18 protein-coding genes are annotated in these 19,543 nt (G+C 45.4%); 17 read left to right on the top strand and 1 reads right to left on the bottom strand.

Annotated features, from left to right (window positions below; all coding sequences use genetic code 11):
- Positions 1-321 precede the first annotated feature (321 nt).
- From AC4E8D_RS18355 to AC4E8D_RS18340, 4 genes are all read left to right on the top strand, one after another.
- Entirely contained in the window at positions 322-1,251 is a 930-nt protein-coding gene (locus AC4E8D_RS18355) for an ABC transporter permease (RefSeq protein WP_339177159.1), read from the top strand.
- Positions 1,252-1,263: 12 nt separating this feature from the next.
- Entirely contained in the window at positions 1,264-2,136 is an 873-nt protein-coding gene (locus tag AC4E8D_RS18350) for a carbohydrate ABC transporter permease (RefSeq protein ID WP_036613592.1), read from the top strand.
- A 47-nt stretch (positions 2,137-2,183) separates the two neighbouring features.
- Positions 2,184-3,818 carry an ABC transporter substrate-binding protein gene (locus AC4E8D_RS18345; RefSeq protein WP_221821683.1) on the top strand — a complete coding sequence of 545 codons (1,635 nt, stop codon included), beginning with the start codon at positions 2,184-2,186 and terminating at the stop codon, positions 3,816-3,818.
- A gap of 102 nt (positions 3,819-3,920) precedes the next feature.
- Positions 3,921-4,595 carry a GntR family transcriptional regulator gene (locus AC4E8D_RS18340; RefSeq protein ID WP_091020712.1) on the top strand — a complete coding sequence of 225 codons (675 nt, stop codon included), beginning with the start codon at positions 3,921-3,923 and terminating at the stop codon, positions 4,593-4,595.
- A 96-nt stretch (positions 4,596-4,691) separates the two neighbouring features.
- Here AC4E8D_RS18340 and AC4E8D_RS18335 read toward each other — a convergent pair whose 3' ends face one another.
- On the bottom strand, positions 4,692-5,237 hold the full coding sequence (locus tag AC4E8D_RS18335) for a cupin domain-containing protein (protein WP_047843398.1): 546 nt from the start codon (positions 5,235-5,237) through the stop codon (positions 4,692-4,694).
- Between the two features lie 179 nt (positions 5,238-5,416).
- On the opposite strand from AC4E8D_RS18335, the gene metH reads away from it, so the two are divergent.
- The 13 genes from metH to AC4E8D_RS18270 all read left to right on the top strand — a co-directional run bounded on the left by metH (position 5,417) and on the right by AC4E8D_RS18270 (position 19,543).
- The gene (gene metH / locus AC4E8D_RS18330; RefSeq protein WP_221821681.1) at positions 5,417-8,857 is read left to right on the top strand and encodes a methionine synthase; all 3,441 of its coding nucleotides are present in this window, start codon (positions 5,417-5,419) and stop codon (positions 8,855-8,857) included.
- 77 nt (positions 8,858-8,934) lie between these two features.
- Positions 8,935-9,873, top strand: coding sequence for a ribonuclease Z (gene rnz, locus AC4E8D_RS18325; protein WP_221821679.1), 939 nt, complete (start codon positions 8,935-8,937; stop codon positions 9,871-9,873).
- Between the two features lie 356 nt (positions 9,874-10,229).
- Positions 10,230-11,039: a TIGR01457 family HAD-type hydrolase gene (locus AC4E8D_RS18320; RefSeq protein ID WP_339304203.1), complete on the top strand. Its 810-nt coding sequence runs from the start codon at positions 10,230-10,232 to the stop codon at positions 11,037-11,039.
- A 6-nt stretch (positions 11,040-11,045) separates the two neighbouring features.
- Positions 11,046-11,867 carry an Fpg/Nei family DNA glycosylase gene (locus AC4E8D_RS18315; protein ID WP_221821675.1) on the top strand — a complete coding sequence of 274 codons (822 nt, stop codon included), beginning with the start codon at positions 11,046-11,048 and terminating at the stop codon, positions 11,865-11,867.
- Positions 11,857-12,705 (top strand): deoxyribonuclease IV, encoded by an 849-nt coding sequence (locus tag AC4E8D_RS18310; protein ID WP_221821674.1) that lies wholly within the window; start codon positions 11,857-11,859, stop codon positions 12,703-12,705. Before AC4E8D_RS18315 ends, AC4E8D_RS18310 begins: the two co-directional genes overlap by 11 nt.
- 19 nt (positions 12,706-12,724) lie before the next feature.
- Positions 12,725-13,063 carry a cyclic-phosphate processing receiver domain-containing protein gene (locus AC4E8D_RS18305; RefSeq protein ID WP_237174855.1) on the top strand — a complete coding sequence of 113 codons (339 nt, stop codon included), beginning with the start codon at positions 12,725-12,727 and terminating at the stop codon, positions 13,061-13,063.
- Positions 13,063-13,380: a thioredoxin family protein gene (locus AC4E8D_RS18300; RefSeq protein WP_221821669.1), complete on the top strand. Its 318-nt coding sequence runs from the start codon at positions 13,063-13,065 to the stop codon at positions 13,378-13,380. The genes AC4E8D_RS18305 and AC4E8D_RS18300 overlap by 1 nt, the downstream gene beginning before the upstream one ends.
- Positions 13,381-13,382: 2 nt before the next feature.
- A complete protein-coding gene (locus tag AC4E8D_RS18295; protein ID WP_221821791.1) occupies positions 13,383-14,156 on the top strand; it encodes an ABC transporter ATP-binding protein in 774 nt (257 codons plus the stop codon).
- Positions 14,157-14,162: 6 nt separating this feature from the next.
- Positions 14,163-15,212, top strand: a complete 1,050-nt coding sequence (locus AC4E8D_RS18290; RefSeq protein WP_339304200.1) for an SAM-dependent methyltransferase — start codon at positions 14,163-14,165, stop codon at positions 15,210-15,212.
- A 190-nt stretch (positions 15,213-15,402) separates the two neighbouring features.
- Positions 15,403-16,881: a serine/threonine protein kinase gene (locus tag AC4E8D_RS18285; protein ID WP_221821665.1), complete on the top strand. Its 1,479-nt coding sequence runs from the start codon at positions 15,403-15,405 to the stop codon at positions 16,879-16,881.
- Positions 16,882-16,907: 26 nt separating this feature from the next.
- Complete coding sequence (locus AC4E8D_RS18280) at positions 16,908-17,927, top strand: SAF domain-containing protein (protein WP_221821664.1); 1,020 nt, start codon at positions 16,908-16,910, stop codon at positions 17,925-17,927.
- A gap of 75 nt (positions 17,928-18,002) precedes the next feature.
- Entirely contained in the window at positions 18,003-18,716 is a 714-nt protein-coding gene (locus AC4E8D_RS18275; RefSeq protein ID WP_221821662.1) for a hypothetical protein, read from the top strand.
- A complete protein-coding gene (locus AC4E8D_RS18270) occupies positions 18,713-19,543 on the top strand; it encodes a ParA family protein (RefSeq protein ID WP_221821659.1) in 831 nt (276 codons plus the stop codon). The genes AC4E8D_RS18275 and AC4E8D_RS18270 overlap by 4 nt, the downstream gene beginning before the upstream one ends.

Genomic DNA, 19,543 nt, shown 5'->3' with positions numbered 1-19,543 from the left:
GAGTTATTGCTTATTATTTTCGATTGATTGTAAGCGCTTAATATTTTGAGAAAGCTTCTTTGGATTTGGAGATCACACCACTTAGTAAGTGCTAATTAATGATGTGAAGCACCTTGGATTGTGTGATTCTACATAATACATTAAATTGATATCGCTTACATTTAGAAATTATCTATTTCGTAGTGGGGGTGAATTTGAAGGAGTTGTTGTCTTCTACAAGAGGAGAAACGATGGGAGTTGTACATGAATTACTCTTACTTATCAAGTCCTGGATCGGAGTGAAAACAAATGGAGTCGGAAACCGCTAAAACAACGTTAACCATGACATCTTTACGTAAAGAGAGCAGATTACGAACGGCAGCAACTTTGTTCCGCAAAGACTGGCAGTTGTATTCACTGTTAATCCTTCCCATCATTTATCTCCTTATTTTCAAATATGGGCCGATGATTGGTAATGTGATTGCGTTCAGACGTTTTGTTCCTGGGGGAAGTATATTTGGAGAAACGTGGGTTGGATTAAGGTACTTCAAAATGTTCATTGAGGACCCTACCTTCTGGAGAGTATTCGGTAATACGCTGATGTTGGGCGGACTTGCGTTACTCTTTACATTCCCGGTTCCAATCATTTTTGCCTTGATGCTTAACGAAGTGAAGAGTAAACGATTCAAAAAATTTGTACAGACCGCGTCTTATCTGCCTCATTTTCTGTCGATCGTTATCGTTGCGGGTATGATCCTGCAGCTGACAGCAGTGAATGGTTCCATTAATGGACTGGTGGCTTTCTTCACCGGAGACAATATTCCTTTTATGCAGCGGGCTGAGTGGTTCAGAACAATCTATATCACTTCTGAGGTATGGCAGGGTATGGGTTGGGGAGCAATTCTTTATCTGGCTGCCCTAACAACCATTGATGATTCTTTGTATGAAGCTGCGCGTATCGATGGTGCCAATCGGTGGAAGCAAACGATTCATGTAACGTTACCAGGGATCTTGCCAACGATTGTGACTTTATTGATTTTGAACATGGGTAATTTCCTGGCTGTTGGATTTGAAAAAATCTTACTCTTGTACAATCCGCTGATCTACGAGACATCTGATGTGATCTCCACTTACCTGTATCGGGTTGGACTGGAATCCAGTAACTTCAGTTATGCTACCGCAATTGGCTTGTTCGAATCGCTGATCGGTCTGATTCTGGTGTTCTCCGTAAATGCCATCTCACGCAGACTGACTCAAAGAAGCTTATGGTAAAGGAGGAGCATCATGCAGGAATCCAGATCTTACAAGGTATTTAAAGTATTCAACGTTATCTTTCTGCTGTTCGTGGTATTTATAACGCTCTATCCATTCTTAAATGTCGTGGCACAATCCTTCAGTAGTGAGTCCTATATTAATTCGGGTAAGGTAAGTCTGTTCCCAAGAGGATTCAATGTAGAGACATACAAGACAATCTCACGTGACAGCATGTTCTGGACCAACTATAAAAACACGATTATCTACACCGTAGTAGGTACATTAATCTCCATGTTTATGACGACTATTTTCGCATATGCCCTGTCCAAAAAGAGGTTGATGGGTCGCAAGTTTCTGACGATGTTCGCCGTATTCACGATGTTCTTTAGTGGTGGATTGATTCCAAACTATGTGTTGATTAATTCCCTTGGGTTCAACAACACCATGTGGGCACTTGTTGTTCCTGGCGCAATTAGCATATACAACATGCTGATCATGAAGTCATTTTTTGAAAATATGCCTGAAGAACTGGAGGAAGCTGCCTCCATTGACGGTTTGAACACCTACGGGATCTTGTTACGCATTATATTGCCGCTTAGTAAAGCAGTTATGGCAACCATGGTGCTGTTCTACGCAGTAGGTCATTGGAATTCCTGGTTCCCAGCCTTTCTGTATTTGGACAAAAAAGAACTGTTCCCGGTCACCATTTATTTGCGCAATATGATTGCAGGAGCGACCAGCGGGGCGTCTGCCGGTGCAACCTCAGCTGATAACCTGACACAGATTGCTGCCAATATTAAGTCTGTAACGATGGTATTAACCATCTTGCCGATACTCACCATCTATCCATTTGTCCAAAGATACTTTGTAACCGGTATCATGTTAGGGTCTGTTAAACAGTAATACGTAGAAGCTAGAATACCTAAACCAAATTCAGGGGGATAACCTAAATGAATCAAAAGCCACGTAAGTTTGTTGGTAAAATGGTGTTGGCAACAATGATGACTGTTGTTCTGGCAGCATGTAGCAGCGGTACCGGACCTGGAGGTGATGTCACTGAAGTTCAAACCAAGGCAGCGATGGAGACGTACAATGTAGGGGATACATTCAAGGCGACCGAGCCATTTAATCTCTCCATACTCTATAGTGATCAACCTAGTTATCCATATAAAAAAGACTGGTTACTTTTTAATAAAATTACCGAACTGACGGGTGTTACGCTTGAGCCAACGATTGTACCGATGAGTGATTACTCTCAGAAGAGATCTCTGTTGATTAGCTCCGGTGATGCACCACTGGTTATTCCCAAAACGTATCCTGGTGAAGAGTCTGCATTTGTGTCCTCCGGTGCGATACTGCCGATTAGCGATTATATTGATTTGATGCCAAACTTCAAGGATAAAGTGGAAAAATGGGGATTGGAAGATGAACTTGAAGGGCTGCGACAGGAAGATGGAAAGTACTATGTACTCCCGGGTCTGCATGAGGAAGTATGGCCAGATTACACATTACTCGTAAGAACGGATGTCTTTGAAGAAAATAACATCGCCATCCCAACCACTTGGGACGAATTGTATGATGCAGCCAAAAAGCTGAAAGAGATCTACCCGGATTCCATTCCATTCTCGGACCGTTTCCAATTCAATAGTACGTTGAACATCGCTGCTACTGGTTTTGGAACCAAGGCTGGATGGGGGTTTGGTAACGGATTGACGTATAAGGAAGATCAGGATGAATTTGTATACACGGCTACAACACCAGAATACAAAGAGATGCTAACGTACTTTAACAAGTTGGTATCCGAAGGATTACTCGATAAGGAGAGTTTTACACAGGATGATGATCAGGCTGTACAGAAATTTGTATCCGGCAAATCATTCATGATTAATGGTAATTCCCAAACGGTAGTGCTGCACCGAAATGATATGAACAAAACGCTGGGAGAAGGTAAATACTCAGTTGCAAAAATTACAGTTCCTGGTGGGCCAAAAGGGCAATTAATGTCCGGCTCCAGACTTGAAAACGGTGTCATGATATCCGGGAAAATTCAAAAAAGCGAAAACTTCAAAGCCATTATGCAATTTGTGGATTGGTTATACTACAGTGATGAGGGTCAAGAGTTTGCCAAATGGGGCGTTGAAGGTGAAACATTCACCAAAGAGGGCGGAAAACGCAAATTGGTAGAAGATGTGAACTACAATGGTTTGAATCCAAAAGGCACGAAGGATCTGCGTATTGACTTTGGTTTCTCTGGTGGTGTATTTGCCTACGGGGGTACCACAGACCTGCTGCAATCCATGTTTAGTGAAGAAGAGTTGAAATTCCAGCAAGACATGAAGGATACCAAGGAAGTGATTCCGGCAGAACCACCGATTCCTTACTCTTCAGAGGACCGTGAACGGGTGACACTTCTGAGTACACCACTGAAAGACTACTCTGATCAGAATACACTTAAATTTATCTTGGGTGAGCGGGACTTGTCTGAATTCGATACATTTGCCAAAGAGCTTGAGAGTCAAGGGTTATCTAATTATCTGAAGCTGGCAAATGATACGTACAAAGCCTACAAAGAAAACAAGCAATAATATAGTTGATGTTGGCCAGATTACCGTTTCACACAGATATATAAGTGGAACGGTAATTTGTGCTAAGATGAATGAATACGGCTGATAGAAAGAGGTCAAGGCATGTCACTTAATCAAAAAATTAGAGGCTCGACCCGGGCATATTCATATAACCTGTTAAAAGAACGAATTCTTCACCTGGAACTTAAGCCGGGTACCAAGATTTCAGAGAAAGAGATTGCAGATGAACTGCAGGTGAGCAGAACACCCGTTAGAGAAGCATTCATGAAGCTTGCTGAAGAAGAACTGCTGGACATTATTCCCCAGAGTGGAACAATTGTCTCTCATATTAATCTGGAGCATGTGGAAGAAGGCAGGTTTATGCGGGAGAAGATGGAGAAGGAAATCGTGACTTTGGCTTGTGTTTCTTTTCCTGAAGAGTTCAGATTTCGACTTGAAACCAACATTGCAATGCAGGAAGTCTGTATAGGGAAAAACAATTTCTATCGACTTTTTGAACTGGATGAAGAGTTTCATCAGATTTTGTTCCAGGGCACGGGTAAGCTGAGAACATGGAAAATGTTGCAACAGCTGAATATTCCGTTTAATCGGTTGCGTTTATTACGTCTAGCTGAGGACTCCAACCTGGAGGTCATTATCTCCCAGCACAAAGAGATTTATCGTCTTATCACAGAGCGTCAGACCGAGCAAGCTGTTCAGGTGATGGAAGCTCATCTTAGACTAGTTGTTATTGAACAGGAATCGATAAAAGCGAAATACCCGCATTATTTTATATAATGCACCGATGTTGTATACTACTCTCCATATGCATATGCCAAAACCCCTGTTCAATTGAACAGGGGTTTTGGTTAAGCAAGTTGTAACACGAGATTGTTAGGCTTGTTTGATAAAAGTAGGATCAGGGTATGGATCTGCAATCCAGCCATCTTTTTCGATGAACAGACGTACAGCAATAATTTGTTTGTTCTCCATTAAAGTGAAGAAGTGCGGTGTATTCTCAGGTACCGAGATAACGTCTCCAGGAGACAGTTCTACATTAAAGTAGCCGACATCATCTGTAGCTTTGATAACAAAGATTCCTTTACCAGCGACAATCGCACGAATCTCATCTTCAGCGTGGGTGTGGATCTCTTCGAACTTGGCCAGCTTTTCTTCGATATCTGGTGTTTGTTCGGACAGCGTGATGACATCCCAGATCTGGTATCCGCGACGTGCAGCCAAATCTCTGATTTCATAATCGTAAGTTTCCAAAACCTCGGTTTTCTGTTCATCAGTTAATCCAAAGTTATTTTGCAGATCAGTGTTCAGTTTGGATGCGTCCCACTTCTCATATAATACTTCGTATTTGTTCAAGAAATTTCGAACATTTTCGTCACCAGTGATGCGTTCGTTCGTATTTCGGATAACAATTTCAGCCATGTTCTTTCCCTCTTTTCCACTTGGTTTAATTGAATTATATCGGATTGCTTTGTTTTTGTCGATTCTCAAATTCCGTTCATATTCGTGCAAACCCGCCATCTTTCGGGACCAAACCCGATCTTTCACATTAAGTTAGTTTCTGTTAAACTAAGATTTAACGTTTTGCGGGGGTGAAGATATTGGATAAGATTAGTCTACACGATGCATTAAAACAACGAATATTAATCCTCGACGGTGCAATGGGGACCATGATTCAACAAGTTGATTTGACTGGCGAAGATTTTGGCGGCGAAGATTTGGATGGATGTAATGAAATGTTAGTGCTTACTCGTCCAGAGCTGATCCAGCGCATTCATGAAGAATATCTGGAGGCCGGAGCCGATTTAATTGAAACCAATACATTTGGTGCTACATCCGTTGTGCTTGCTGAGTACGATATTCAGGATCGGGCACGTGAGATCAACCTGGAAGCAGCCAGAATTGCGAAAGCTGCGGTTGATCGTTTCTCTACACCGGAATCTCCACGTTATGTGGTAGGAGCGATGGGACCAACAACCAAAACACTGTCTGTAACTGGGGGCGTAACGTTCCAGGAACTTATCGACAGTTATTTGGAGCAAGCGCTTGCTTTAATAGAGGGAGGCGTTGATGCGCTACTACTCGAAACCTCACAGGATACCCTCAATGTAAAAGCAGGCAGCATTGGAATTCAGCAGGCCTTCGAACAGAGTGGTGTTACACTGCCCCTGATGATATCAGGAACGATCGAACCGATGGGAACGACCCTTGCGGGTCAGAACATCGAATCCTTTTATATATCCTTAGAACACCTTAACCCAATTTCGGTAGGACTAAACTGTGCTACGGGTCCAGAGTTCATGCGTGACCACATTCGCTCGCTTTCCGGAATGGCATCGGTTGCCGTTAGTTGTTATCCGAACGCGGGTCTTCCGGATGAGAATGGTAATTACCATGAGTCACCGGACTCGCTTGCTCAGAAGATTGGTGCTTTTGCCGAACAGGGCTGGTTGAATATTGCTGGTGGATGTTGCGGGACAACCCCTGCACATATTCGGGCGATGCGCGACAAACTTGCCCAGTACCCCCCAAGAGAAATGAACGGAACACATCCACCAGCATTGTCTGGTATAGAACCAATCTACATTGAACAGGACAATCGTCCATACATGGTTGGTGAGCGTACGAACGTGCTGGGATCACGTAAGTTCAAACGACTCATTGTAGAAGGCAAGTATGAAGAAGCTTCGGAAATTGCTCGTGCTCAAGTGAAAAATGGAGCGCACATTGTTGACGTGTGTGTACAAGATCCGGACCGTGAAGAGTCTGAAGACATGGTGAAGTTCCTTGAACTGGTTGTGAAAAAAGTTAAGGTTCCTCTCATGATCGATACGACAGATGCTTCAGTAATTGATCTGGCCCTCCAGTACTCACAAGGTAAGGCGATAATTAACTCCATTAACCTTGAGGATGGCGAAGAGAAATTTGAGCTGATTACGCCGTTGCTTCATAAATATGGTGGTGCGGTAGTTGTCGGAACGATTGACGAACGGGGTCAGGCGATTAGTCGGGAAGACAAGCTTGACGTAGCCAAGCGCTCTTACGATTTGCTGGTGAACAAATATGGTCTCAAACCAGAAGACCTGATTTTTGATACGTTGGTGTTCCCGGTAGGTACGGGGGATGAACAGTACATCGGTTCAGCCAAAGAAACGATTGAAGGTATAAGAGTGATTAAGGAAGCGATGCCAGAATGTCATACGATCCTCGGGATCAGTAACATTTCATTTGGGCTGCCTGAAGCAGGTCGTGAAGTGCTGAACTCCGTATTTTTGTATGAATGTACCAAAGCAGGTCTCGACTATGCGATCGTGAACACTGAGAAACTTGAGCGTTATGCATCCATTTCGGAAGAAGAACGTAGACTCTCGGAAGAGCTTTTATACAATACAAATGATGCAACACTCGCGGCGTTCGTAGCGGCGTTCCGTAACAAGAAGGTTGAGAAGAAGGAAAAAATCTCGAACCTTTCATTAGAAGAGCGTCTCGCTTCATATGTTGTGGAAGGAAGTAAAGAAGGATTGCTGCCGGATCTGGAGCAGGCACTTGCCAAATACACAGCACTTCAAGTGATTAACGGTCCACTGATGCGGGGGATGGAGGAAGTAGGTCGTCTCTTTAACAACAATGAGTTAATTGTTGCTGAGGTGTTGCAGAGTGCGGAGGTTATGAAAGCTTCTGTAGCATATCTGGAGCAATTCATGGAGAAGAACGAGACTTCGGTTAAAGGCAAAATCATTCTGGCCACAGTTAAAGGCGATGTGCATGACATCGGGAAGAACCTAGTTGAGATCATCCTGTCCAATAACGGTTACCAGATCATTAATTTGGGTATAAAAGTACCACCAGAACGTATCATTGAGGCATATCGAGAAGAAAAAGTCGATGCGATCGGTCTCTCGGGTCTATTGGTCAAATCAGCGCAACAGATGATTCTTACCGCTCAGGATTTGCGAACAGCAGGTATTGATGTGCCTATTATGGTTGGCGGAGCGGCGCTAACACGTAAATTCACCAAAAATCGTATCCGTCCTGAATATAACGGAATGGTTGTATATGCCAAAGATGCGATGGACGGTCTGGATCTGGCGAACAAATTGATGAATCCCGTTGCACGTGAAGTGATGCAACTGGAGATGGAAGCAGAAAAAGAAGCTGATGCTTCAAGTGCTGTAGCTGTTCAGGCTCTTCCAGAGCTTACGCGAGTGGAGCGTTCGGATATTGCTGTAGATAATCCTGTTCTTGTACCGCCTGATCTGGAGCGGCATACGATGCGCAACTATCCTTTATCACATATCCTGCCATACGTGAACATGCAGATGTTGCTTGGACATCATCTGGGGTTGCGCGGTTCAGTTGAACAACTGCTTGCTTCAGGTGATAAGAAGGCTACCGACCTGAAAGCAGTCGTGGATGATATCATGCACGAGGCTGTTCGTGACGGGATTATTCAGGCGCATGCTATGTATCGTTTCTTCCCGGCTCAATCCAGTGGTAACAGCGTCATTATCTATGATCCAAAGGACAACAGTAATATTTTGCATACATTTACGTTCCCACGTCAAAAAGTCGAGCCGTTCCTGTGCCTGTCCGACTTCCTGAAGCCTGTTGAATCCGGTCAGATGGATTATGTTGGTTTCATGGTTGTCACGGCCGGACACGGTGTACGTGAACTATCCACTGCGTGGAAAGATCAGGGGGATTATCTCCGCTCCCATGCTCTGCAATCCGTAGCGCTTGAAGTAGCAGAGGGATTAGCTGAACGTGTGCATCATATGATGAGAGATATATGGGGATTCCCGGATTCTGCCCAGATGACCATGAAGCAACGTCATGGTGCACGCTATCAAGGGATCAGGGTATCTTTTGGATATCCGGCTTGTCCGGATCTGGAAGACCAAGGGCCGCTGTTCAAGTTGCTGCAGCCTGAGGATATCGGTGTGGAATTGACGGAAGGTTTCATGATGGAACCCGAAGCTTCCGTATCAGCGATGGTATTCAGCCATCCGCAAGCTAAGTATTTTAATGTAGAGAAGGCATAAATTCAGTAGAGTGTCAGGCAAAGCCCTCCGCATTGTCGGAGGTTTTTTGCTGGCAACAGAAAGAGGTGCGATCCAGAATGGAACTATATTTCCTGGGAACTAACGCTGGTGTACCTACGCTTCAACGGAATGTAACTTCCATTGGGCTACGCATGTTGGATGAGCGCAGAGCTTTGTGGTTGTTTGACTGCGGGGAAGGAACGCAACACCAGATTTTAAGTTCTCCGCTTAAACTGAGCAAATTGGAGAAAATATTCATTACTCATCTGCATGGTGATCATGTATTTGGACTTCCAGGACTGCTTTCGAGCAGAGCCTATCAAGGTGGCACCACACCATTAACCGTATATGGTCCGCCAGGTACGGAACGAATGATCAGTACAACAATGGAGCTTAGCCAATCCCGGGTTAACTATGAGTTGAATATCGTGGAACATACGGGCGGCGTTCTGTTCGAGGATGACAGTTTTATCGTGGAAGCGGCTTTGCTTGAGCATCGGATTGACAGCTATGGATACCGGATTACGGAAAAAGATCGTCCAGGAAGCCTGGACCCAGCCAAACTGGCGGAATACGGTTTGAAACCAGGCCCATTGTTCGGCCGGCTCAAACGTGGAGAAACCATTACGCTGGATAACGGTGATTCGCTTCGTCCAGAAGATGTATTGGGAGCGCCAAAACGTGGTATGGTAATCACCATATTGGGTGATACACGTCCATGTGACAATGTACAGCCTCTTTCCATCAATGCAGATGTGCTTGTGCATGAAGCTACATTCATGCATGATCTGGCCGATACAGCGCATGAGTACTATCATAGTACTTCTAAACAAGCGGCAGAAGCGGCTAGAGCAGCCAATGTAGGGCAACTAATCATGACTCACTTCAGTTCACGCTATAAGGATGAGGATCAACTTCAGCCACTTTTGGAAGAGGCTCAGTCCGTATTCCCGAATACCAGACTTGCAAACGAACACCAGCTTATTCCTGTCGTGCATCGCAAGCAAGAATCTTAACACTGATTGCGAACCAGTTCACGGTTAAACACGTCATATAAAGATCCGGGTAATTGCACGGGACTGAGGGAGAGGAACTCCCGCGGTCCCTTTTGCAATCTGGTCAGAAAGCGTGTAGGATGGGCAATATGAAGAGGGAAATGATTCAAATTATTTTCCGGGAAAGCGCAGGAAATGACAAGCTTGTACAGAAGACGCGCGAGTTAAACCGTCGGTGTTCGATCCGGTTCGACTTGTTGCGTGCATATGTCAGCAAGCCATTATTTTTTGCCTGAATACATAGGTTCGCGGTCAAGTTCGAGGTAAATGATTAAGGACATGAAATGTTAATGGAATAAAGAAAGGAAGTGCTGTGTGTGATTAAGGCCTATCTGATTGACTTGGATGGTACGCTCTATCATGGCAGACATCGTATCGAAGGAGCCGATCAGCTTATTCGAACACTGCAAGAGCTAGGAAAGCCGTATTTATTCGTAACAAATAATTCTTCCCGTACACCACAAGGTGTGGCAGATCATCTGAACGGGATGGGCATACCTGCCGACGCGTCTCAAGTATGCACTTCTGCAGTGGCAGCTGCTGAATATGTTGCTGAAGAGTCCCCAGGTGCAACAGTGGCATGTATCGGAGAAGCAGGATTGCTGCAAGCCATAGAAGAAGCAGGACTACAGCTGACGGAAGATGCACCAGAATATGTGATACAGGGGATTGATCGTGAATTTTCCTATCATAAACTGACCAAGGCGCTAAGGTGGATTAATGCGGGATCAAAATTCATCATGACCAACCCGGATCTGCAGCTTCCTTCCGATGACGGACTGACACCTGGGGCGGGGACTATTGGAGCAGCAATTGAAGCCGCGACCGGCGTTCATCCTACCGTCATCGGCAAGCCATCGAGTGTTATAATGAAGTCGGCCATTAGCCGGCTAAACCTGGCATCTCATGAAGTGGCAGTGATCGGAGATAATATGCGAACCGATATTGCAGCTGGAGTTGCAGCAGGGTGTGAGACGCTGTTGGTACTTACTGGTGTGACAACACGAGATAATATGGATGGACACATTCAAGCAGCGAAGGCTCGACCTGATCATGTGTTTGAAGATTTGCATAAATTGATGGAGTGGCTGTCGCAAGAGGCAGACCAAGCTTCCAAAAAGGGGTAATGTACGATGCCGGAACTACCGGAAATGGAAAATTACCGGACCTTGCTGTCCGAGAACATACTTGATCTACTGATTACAGGTGTTGTAATTAACCGCGATAAAACGATAAATACGGAGCCTGATCTGTTCATCAATGAACTTACAGGCAATCGCATCATATTTGTTGAGCGCCGAGCGAAGCATCTGATTTTCCACTTGGCTAATGGTAAACGTCTGGTGCTGCACCTCATGTTGGGCGGTATGATTTTCTGGGGCACGGAAGAAGAACGTCCTGATCGTTCCACACAAGTGGAAATCCAGTTTGGCGATCACATTTTATTCTTTATTGGACTGCGCTTGGGTTATTTACATCTGCTTACTTCGAAAGAAACCGAAGAGGCGATGTCTGATCTTGGACCTGAACCTTTGGATCGACGGATGAATGTGGAACGCTTTGCTTCTCTGTTGAAAGGTCGTCGGGGCACACTTAAGACAACGTTGGTAAACCAGCATATCATTGCAGGGATTGGCAACTGTTATTCGGATGAGATTGCCTTTGCTGCCGGTCTGAGACCAAGCTCCAAAACGCAGAACATTGCGACTTCACCAGAGCTGACGGAGCGCCTGTTCCATTCGATGCAGTCCGTGTTGCGTGAAGCAGCTTCTGAGGGTGGTTATATGGAAATGCCACTGATGCAAGGAGATACGAAGACAGGAAGTTTTGACGAGCAATGTCGGGTGTACGATCGGGAAGGCGAGACTTGTCCGCGCTGCGGGGGAACGATTGAACGAGTGGAAATTACGGGCAAGAAGGCATTCTTCTGTCCGAAATGCCAGCATGAGGCCTAACAGCGGAATCGGGGCACATGTCAGCACTAGAGGTGGATTTCTTCAGGCAGCCAAGAGAGCACATGCAATGGGGGCAACGGCATTTCAGTATTTTCCGAAGAACCCGCGTAGTCTTGGTCTGAAAAGTCTGGATCTCAAGGATGCTGAGCAGTGCAGGGATTGGTGTGAACAGCAGGGACTTGCTTCGATTGCACATTCACCCTATCCCACGAATCCGGCGTTGGGTATGACCCGTGGAGAGGCGGGGTTTCATGCTACAATAGCTTCTATTCGCAATGATCTTGAAATTTCGAATGCTTGCGGTTCTGTTGGGACGGTGGTCCATTTTGGACATATCAAAACAAACGATCCGCTGGAGGGTTATCAGAACCTCATTCATTGTCTGGATACCGCCTTGGAGAATTGGAATGGACATTCAAAGGTACTGATTGAAAATCAGGCAGGTGATCATGGCCCGATGGGCACGACAATGGAAGAAATGATACAGATTCGCAAATTGAGCCGATATCCGGAACATATTGCTTTTTGTTTTGACACATGCCATGCTTTTGCTTCAGGTTTGTGGGCGTCAGGCAACGAAGCGGTGATGCTCGATAAGGGCAGGATGCTCGGATACTGGGAAAATGTTGCTGCTGTACATTTCAATGATTCCAAATATGCGTCTGGTTCATGTAAGGATAGACATGCGAGAATCGGACAGGGTTATATCGGAAATGAATCGATGAAAGCATTGTTAAATGCGCCTGAGTTCCAAAATGCGGTTGTTGTGCTAGAGACAGAAACGGGCGAAGATGGAACGCACCATGATGATATAGCGCTCATGCGTTCCTGGCTATAATGGGGAGAGGAGCGATTGTATGCATGTTTTTCTGGATGACTATCGGGCGTGTCCGAAAGGATTTGTTCTGGCAACAAATGCAGAAGAGTGCCTGATGCTGCTAAGAGAAGGTGACGTGGACATTTTGTCTCTGGATTATGAGCTTGGTCCGGATTCGCCTAACGGCGGTGAGGTCGCGGCATCCATTGTACGAGAAGGTTTATTTCCGCGCGAGATCTATTTGCATACGTCCAGTATGTTTGGGAAACGCCAGATGTACGAGATGTTATATAGCAATAAACCGGATTCGGTAACCATTCATAATGGGCCAATGACGGGTGAGGTCATGCTGCGTGTTGCTGCGGGAGAAGAAATTTAATGAAGCCAATTACATCCAAAATGTTAATGCGCAGTGTATGGGAAGGCATGCCACAGGCTGTATTTATATATACCCCTTTATGTGGGACATGTGCGGCAGCACGGCGTATGTTAGATGTCGTTGAGCACATGCTGCCAGAAGGTATTTTATCCGAAATGAACATTCATGACATTCCTGAACTTGTACAACAATTTCAAATTTCAAGCGTACCAGCAGTGATGCTGTTTGACGGCCAGTTAGATGTTCCAAAAATGGTTTATCGGATGAGCTCTGTGGAGCATTTGCTCTCGGAGATCCGAAAGGCGGTGCTGAAATGAGTATAATCTCGATGGAACATGTCTCACTTAGACGAGAAGAGAATCAAATCTTGGATGACGTACATTTGCGTATCGAACAAGGCGAACATTGGGTTATTCTGGGCCGGAATGGTTCTGGAAAAACAACGTTACTCGAAATGATGAACGGATATATGTTTCCAAGCCAGGGACGTATTGAAGTACTCGGTAATTTGTATGGACAATGTGACGTCAGGGAAGTACGTAAGGAAATCGGTTATATCAGCCAAACGTTGATTGAGAAACTCACACCCAGAGATCCGGTATGGGAGGTCGTCGCTACAGGAGCTTATGCTTTTTTGCGTTTTTATCAGACAATTCCTGATGAAGTAAAAGCAAAGGCAATGAGTTTGTTAGGTGACATGGGTTTTGCCAATCTGGCTAACAACGCGCTGGGAACGTTATCCCAAGGGGAGCGTAAAAAAGTCATGCTTGCTCGTTCGTTAATGGCTGAGCCAAAATTGCTGATTATGGACGAGCCTTGTGCCGGGCTGGATTTATATGAACGTGAGAAAATGCTGGCTGAGATTGATCGTCTGCGCCAGCGTAACATTACAGTTGTGTATGTAACACATCATGTTGAAGAGATCGTACCTTTATTCACGCATGTGGCCTTGATCCGCGATGGACGTATTGCGGCAGCTGGCCCCAAACATGAAGTTTTGACACAAGATACAATTAAGCATACGTACGATGTTCCGGTCGATATCCAGTGGGATAATGGTCGTCCGTGGATACGCGTACGTTCTGGAGGGTAACACAATTTGAGTACACAATCGTCTTGGGAAGAAGGCAACTTCTCCCGTTTTATCTGCACAGCCAATCATGGCTTTGCCCCTTATGCTCAGGAAGAGTTGCGCCGTACGTTTGGTGCGGTGAAGAGCACGGTACTCGTACCAGGAGAAATATTGCTTGCGGGTCTGCCTGTAGCGGAGGAAGAAGTTGCAGATAAGCTGTGGGCAGAGTATCCAACGTTTTTACGTCATATTCAACCTGTTCAGTTTCAGGAGAATACAGAAGATTCGGAGCAGTCTATTGAGAAATTGATTGCATTTGTGTTGAATCATAAGGAATTGACTGGTGCCTCTGTCGTGTTGCAGGTACGGAAGACAGAAGGGGCGTTTTGGCAAGAAAATGCAGCCTCATTGAAGCAACTGCTGACTGAAAAGCTGGATGAGCTAGGTTGTGAATGGGTTGTACGTGATGCTGAATATGTCATTTCCGTATTTGCTGCGAATGATATGTTGTATGCTGGTATATCCAGACCTGAACAGAATCTGTCAGACTGGAGCGGGGGCGCCGTACGTTTTCAAAAAGAAGAAGGACAGATCTCGCGGGCAAAGTTCAAATTGCTTGAAGCCGAGCAAACGTTTGGCATCGACTTTACTTCATTCCATAAGGCACTTGATATCGGCGCTGCACCAGGTGGATGGACCTCGTTCCTGCTTGAGCGCGGGCTTGAAGTAACGGCGGTAGATCCGGCGAAGATGGATGCGACCCTGCTGGCATCACCCAAACTGACTTTCTTGAAAAAGAATGCAGGGGATGTTCGTTTCCGCGAAGGAGAATTCGATCTGCTCGTATGTGATATGAGTTGGAGTCCGAAGCTGATGAGCCGACTTGTATCAGACCTTCTATATAGTCTGCAACCCGGGGGGACAGCGATTGTTACGGTGAAGTTATTGCATAAAAAACCGCTCGCGCTCATTAAAGACGTCATTGAAACGTTTGAGCGTTCACGGATGCAGATTCAATGTTCCAAGCAGTTGTTCCATAACCGGGAAGAGATTACACTCTATATGGTCAAATATTAAGAAATTGATTCGATTAAGCTCATTAAATTTTGTGCTTTACAATCTATTCCTGTCTGTACTATAATGATACCAATATTAACCATAACAAACCTGAGGGAAAGCATCCCGAAGTGAACGAAACCGGATATCCGGTCTGTTCTTCTTCGGTGAGGCTTTCCCTTTTTTGTTGTGTATTAAAGGAGGAATTGGTATGAGACATCCGGCCAGGCTGGAACGCGGAAGCCTGCTGGGAGGTAGATATCGTATCGTATCCATTCTGGGAACAGGCGGAATGAGCCATGTATACGAGGCGGAGGATCTGAAGTTGCCGGGCAAGTTATGGGCAATTAAAGAAAGCGTAACGATTATGCCATATGAAGGCAGTATGGAGACGGAAGCCGCTCTTCTGACATCTCTTCGTCATCCAAGATTGCCGCAAATCGTTGATTTTTTTGTTCCGGATGAAGACGGGTACACATACTTGGTGATGGAATACATCGACGGGTTAACGCTCAGTGAGTATTTCAAGCAGTGTCGTGGGAAGATCCCAATGGAGCAGTTGACGGAGCTTGTACTTCAATTGCTGGATGTGTTGAGTTATTTGCATAATCTGAATCCACCTGTGATCTATAGGGATCTGAAACCATCAAACATCATGATCACGCCGGAACATGAAGTAAGATTAATTGATTTTGGCATCGCCAGAAGTTACAAACCGCAAAGTGCTGAAGATACCGTTAAGTTGGGAACAGCTGGTTTTGCCGCTCCAGAACAATATGGCTCGGGTCAGACCGATGCGCGTTCAGATCTATATGGACTCGGAGCATTGCTCCTGTATCTTATGACAAGTGGGGCCTATACGGAATGGATTCAGGGTGTGGAAAGCTCTATCCGGAGTGATGTTCCGCGGACATACATCCCTGTGGCGAGAAGACTGTTAAGGTATAATGCCGAAGAGCGATTCCAATCTGCTGATGAGGTAAGGAAGGAACTGCTCCGAATACCCGGCGGAACAATGCCCGGTGGAGATACAACGATGACCTTGAATGGGGGAACAAGAGTTATTGCCCTGACTGGTGCTTCATCTGGTGTAGGGGTTACCCACACGGCTATAGCTATCAGTCATTATCTCGAAAGGCAAAACTTCAAAGTAGCTGTGATTGAAATGTCACCTCGCTCTCAATCCTTTGCAAGGATTCAACAAATCGCTCAAGCGGGTAAACCGGTGCCAGCAGGCAGACAGTTTGCAGTGGATGGTGTGCATTATTGGAAACAATCCGGGCGAGCGGATATTTTGTCTTTGCTTGGGGGGAGTTATCAATTCATCGTGATGGATCTTGGTAGTGGTCAGGACCAGAACCGGCTGGAAGAATTCCTGCGTGCAGATCTGCCGATTGTGATAGGCTCAGGTGCCGAATGGAGACAGGCGGAGATTGGCGCTTTTGTTCGATCACATCATCGGTATCCACGAGAGAAATGGATATATTGTCTGCCCTTGGCAGCAAGTGAAGCTGTTCAGCGCATTCGTAAAGTTCTGGATACATCGAGTGTATATAGTCTGCCGTTACATATCGACCCTTTTGACAAGGACGCACAGACGGATAGAGTGTTTTCACATATTTTAATGCATATGATGGCACAACACCCCAAGAAACGTTCGTTCTTTTCACGAAGGAAAGTGCATGATTAGAAGAGATTACGAAAGGAGAGCCTCTTTTGTCTAAATTAAGAAAACAAAGCCGTCAACTGATCTATGCCGGACTTATCGGAGCAGGAGCCGTAGGGTTGGTGTTCGGAGGATATGTTATTTACAATGTCAAAACGATGGGGGATGTCAGGTCAGCTGTAGAAGCCCGTTATTTATCGGCATATGAGGAAAAGGAAGCTGAATTAAAGCAACAATGGGATTCGGGAGCACAAGGATGGGTTACGATTCGGGATATTGAAGCAGGTGAACCGATATTACCGGAGGATCTGAAGCTCATTGCTGTTCCGGATGCACAAGCACCGCGAAACCTCTGGTCCAGTACCAAGCAGATGGAAGGCCAAGTGGCCAAAATAGAGTTAAAAAAAGGAACAGCCATTACCACCGAGATGGTGTATGAGGATGTACCGGCTCCGCCTGATTTAAGAAATCGAGAGCTGCAAGTTGTATTACTGCCGTCCTCACTCGTTAAGGGAGATATTATTGATGTTCGTATCCAATTCCCTACCGGACAGGACTATGTTCTCTTATCGAAGAAAAAAGTGGAACGACTCAATGCAGCTACCTTATGGATTACGATGACGGAGGAAGAGATTCTGTCACTCTCAAGTGCAATTGTAGATGCCTATTTACATAAAGCTTCAATCTATGCCTTAACCTATGTAGAACCACAGTTTCAGACACCTGCAATCGCGACGTATCCTGCCAATTCAGAAGTGTTAAAACTGCTGGAGAGTGATCCGAATATTGTTCGACGAGCCGAACAGGAATTATCCAGACAGGTGCGAAGTTCGCTTGAAAGTTCACTGGCCGCCTCCATGACAGCACCGTCAAAAGGGGTTGAACAGGATGTGGCACAATCCTCAGTTACATATAACAGTCGTCCATCATCAAATAATCCGGCAACGTCGGATGGAGTGATGTGGAATGATGGTTCAGGTAACGGAGCAGGAGCTAATGCTGGAAGTGTAAATGATCCTGCTGAAGCTTTACAAACAGAACAGCAGAGCTTGTTAACGGGTGGAGAATAGAGCGAAATCCGAGGTTTACTTTAGGATAATTCAGATAACAAGGGGTTTAAGAAAAAGAAAGGAGTTGTAACATCTATGCATACATGGATCTTTGCGGGTTTATGTGAGAAGAATGATCTGATGTTATATCTTTGCAAGATATTGGCTTCAACAGGCAACAAGGTCTTACTCGTAGATGGAACCTTACAACAGAAGTATGGGTACGGTGTTGGTGACAGTCAACAGTCTTTGCGAATTGCGGAATTTGAGGGATTTGATATCGCTTGTCATTTTGTCACTTCAGCAGCTGTAGAGAATCATCTTGAAGTAAATGGAGAGCGATTGGACAGTTATGACTATGTGTTATATGACATGGAGACCTCGCATTTTGCATCCCGTAATCTCTGGCTGAATGCCGATGTAAGAGTCTGGGTGAGTGATTATGAGCGTTACAATCTGGAACGTGGTAAGGGCTGGTTGAAGCGGTTGCTTGAAGAACAGTCATTACCTGGTGAGCTGCCATTTCAGCGGCTCTTAATTAACGGGGTTGACTGCAAGCTTGAAGCTCGTTATCTGTGGGCGTATCTGGAGGGCAGTCCGTTTGTGTGGACAGGAGAATCTTTAGTTCTTCCGTGGGATGAGTTAACAGCGGCGGTTAAGCTTGAGAATGAGCATCATCGCCGAGTTCATCTTGGACCTTTGTCACGAAATTACAAAAAATCGTTGTGTCGCGTGGTCGAGCAGTTAACAGGTTGGGAAAGTGTTCGCAGTCGTCGTGCGATGAAAGAAGCAGAGAGGATGAGAGCATGAGCACCATTACCTTTTGGAGCCCTTTTGCAGGAACAGGTTGTACTTCAAGCACATTAATTAGTGCTTATGCGATGGCACTCCACTACAAGACAAGAGTGTTACTTGTTAATGCAGGCGTTGCAGGAACTGGCACAGAAGCTGCTCTACCGTCCAAAGATACGGATTCAGCGGATTTAATGTTCTCCTTCGAAGAGGGTGGCTGGGATGCGATTGAACGGCTGCATTCGAGCGGAAGTCTGAATAAGCACAATCTCAGGGATTATACCAAGCCACTTCTGAAAGAAAGACTTGATTTCCTAACCGGAAGAATGGATGAGATGGAACGTTCCCCGCAGGAACATGGTGAGACTGTGAAAAAGCTGCTGAATGTAGCTAACGAGTATTATGATCTGGTTCTTCTGGATGCGGATCATGCTGGTGTGGATTCACAGCTCAAGCTGCAACAGGCGGACTATGTTGTAATTAATCTCGATCAAAATATGCGAAATCTGGAGTTGTTCTTTGAAGAGATCCTGCCAGAACGAATGAACAATATGAATATACATGTTGTAATTAACAAATACGATTCGCATGCCCGTGCAACGCTTTCCAATATTCGGCGCCAGTTCAGATACAAAGGCACGATATCTGCGATACCGTACACAACCGGATACCTGGATGCAATGAATCGGCGAGATGTCGCCAGGTACTTGCAGTTGGAAAGTTTGACTGAGGATAAGGATATTCGTAAAGGGAGCTTTGCTGCAAGCATGAGCGAACTCGCTCGCCTGATTATGGACGGTGCAGGTATGCGCACAGTTCTGAAGAGGCTGGAAAGGGGAGCCTGA

This window comes from Paenibacillus sp. SRL342 (assembly GCF_984798905.1).
Note: the sequence above shows the minus strand (reverse complement) of the source record. Positions and strands in the feature narration are given on the sequence as shown.

Bases quoted from the DNA above. Each gene is read 5' to 3' on its own strand.
- AC4E8D_RS18285 (WP_221821665.1), top strand. From the start codon at position 15,403: ATGAGACATCCGGCCAGGCTGGAACGCGGAAGCCTGCTGGGAGGTAGA.
- AC4E8D_RS18275 (WP_221821662.1), top strand. From the start codon at position 18,003: ATGCATACATGGATCTTTGCGGGTTTATGTGAGAAGAATGATCTGATG.
- AC4E8D_RS18355 (WP_339177159.1), top strand. From the start codon at position 322: ATGACATCTTTACGTAAAGAGAGCAGATTACGAACGGCAGCAACTTTG.
- AC4E8D_RS18340 (WP_091020712.1), top strand. From the start codon at position 3,921: ATGTCACTTAATCAAAAAATTAGAGGCTCGACCCGGGCATATTCATAT.
- AC4E8D_RS18315 (WP_221821675.1), top strand. From the start codon at position 11,046: ATGCCGGAACTACCGGAAATGGAAAATTACCGGACCTTGCTGTCCGAG.
- AC4E8D_RS18350 (WP_036613592.1), top strand. From the start codon at position 1,264: ATGCAGGAATCCAGATCTTACAAGGTATTTAAAGTATTCAACGTTATC.
- AC4E8D_RS18310 (WP_221821674.1), top strand. From the start codon at position 11,857: ATGAGGCCTAACAGCGGAATCGGGGCACATGTCAGCACTAGAGGTGGA.
- AC4E8D_RS18305 (WP_237174855.1), top strand. From the start codon at position 12,725: ATGCATGTTTTTCTGGATGACTATCGGGCGTGTCCGAAAGGATTTGTT.
- rnz (WP_221821679.1), top strand. From the start codon at position 8,935: ATGGAACTATATTTCCTGGGAACTAACGCTGGTGTACCTACGCTTCAA.
- AC4E8D_RS18345 (WP_221821683.1), top strand. From the start codon at position 2,184: ATGAATCAAAAGCCACGTAAGTTTGTTGGTAAAATGGTGTTGGCAACA.
- AC4E8D_RS18300 (WP_221821669.1), top strand. From the start codon at position 13,063: ATGAAGCCAATTACATCCAAAATGTTAATGCGCAGTGTATGGGAAGGC.
- AC4E8D_RS18335 (WP_047843398.1), bottom strand. From the start codon at position 5,237: ATGGCTGAAATTGTTATCCGAAATACGAACGAACGCATCACTGGTGAC.
- AC4E8D_RS18270 (WP_221821659.1), top strand. From the start codon at position 18,713: ATGAGCACCATTACCTTTTGGAGCCCTTTTGCAGGAACAGGTTGTACT.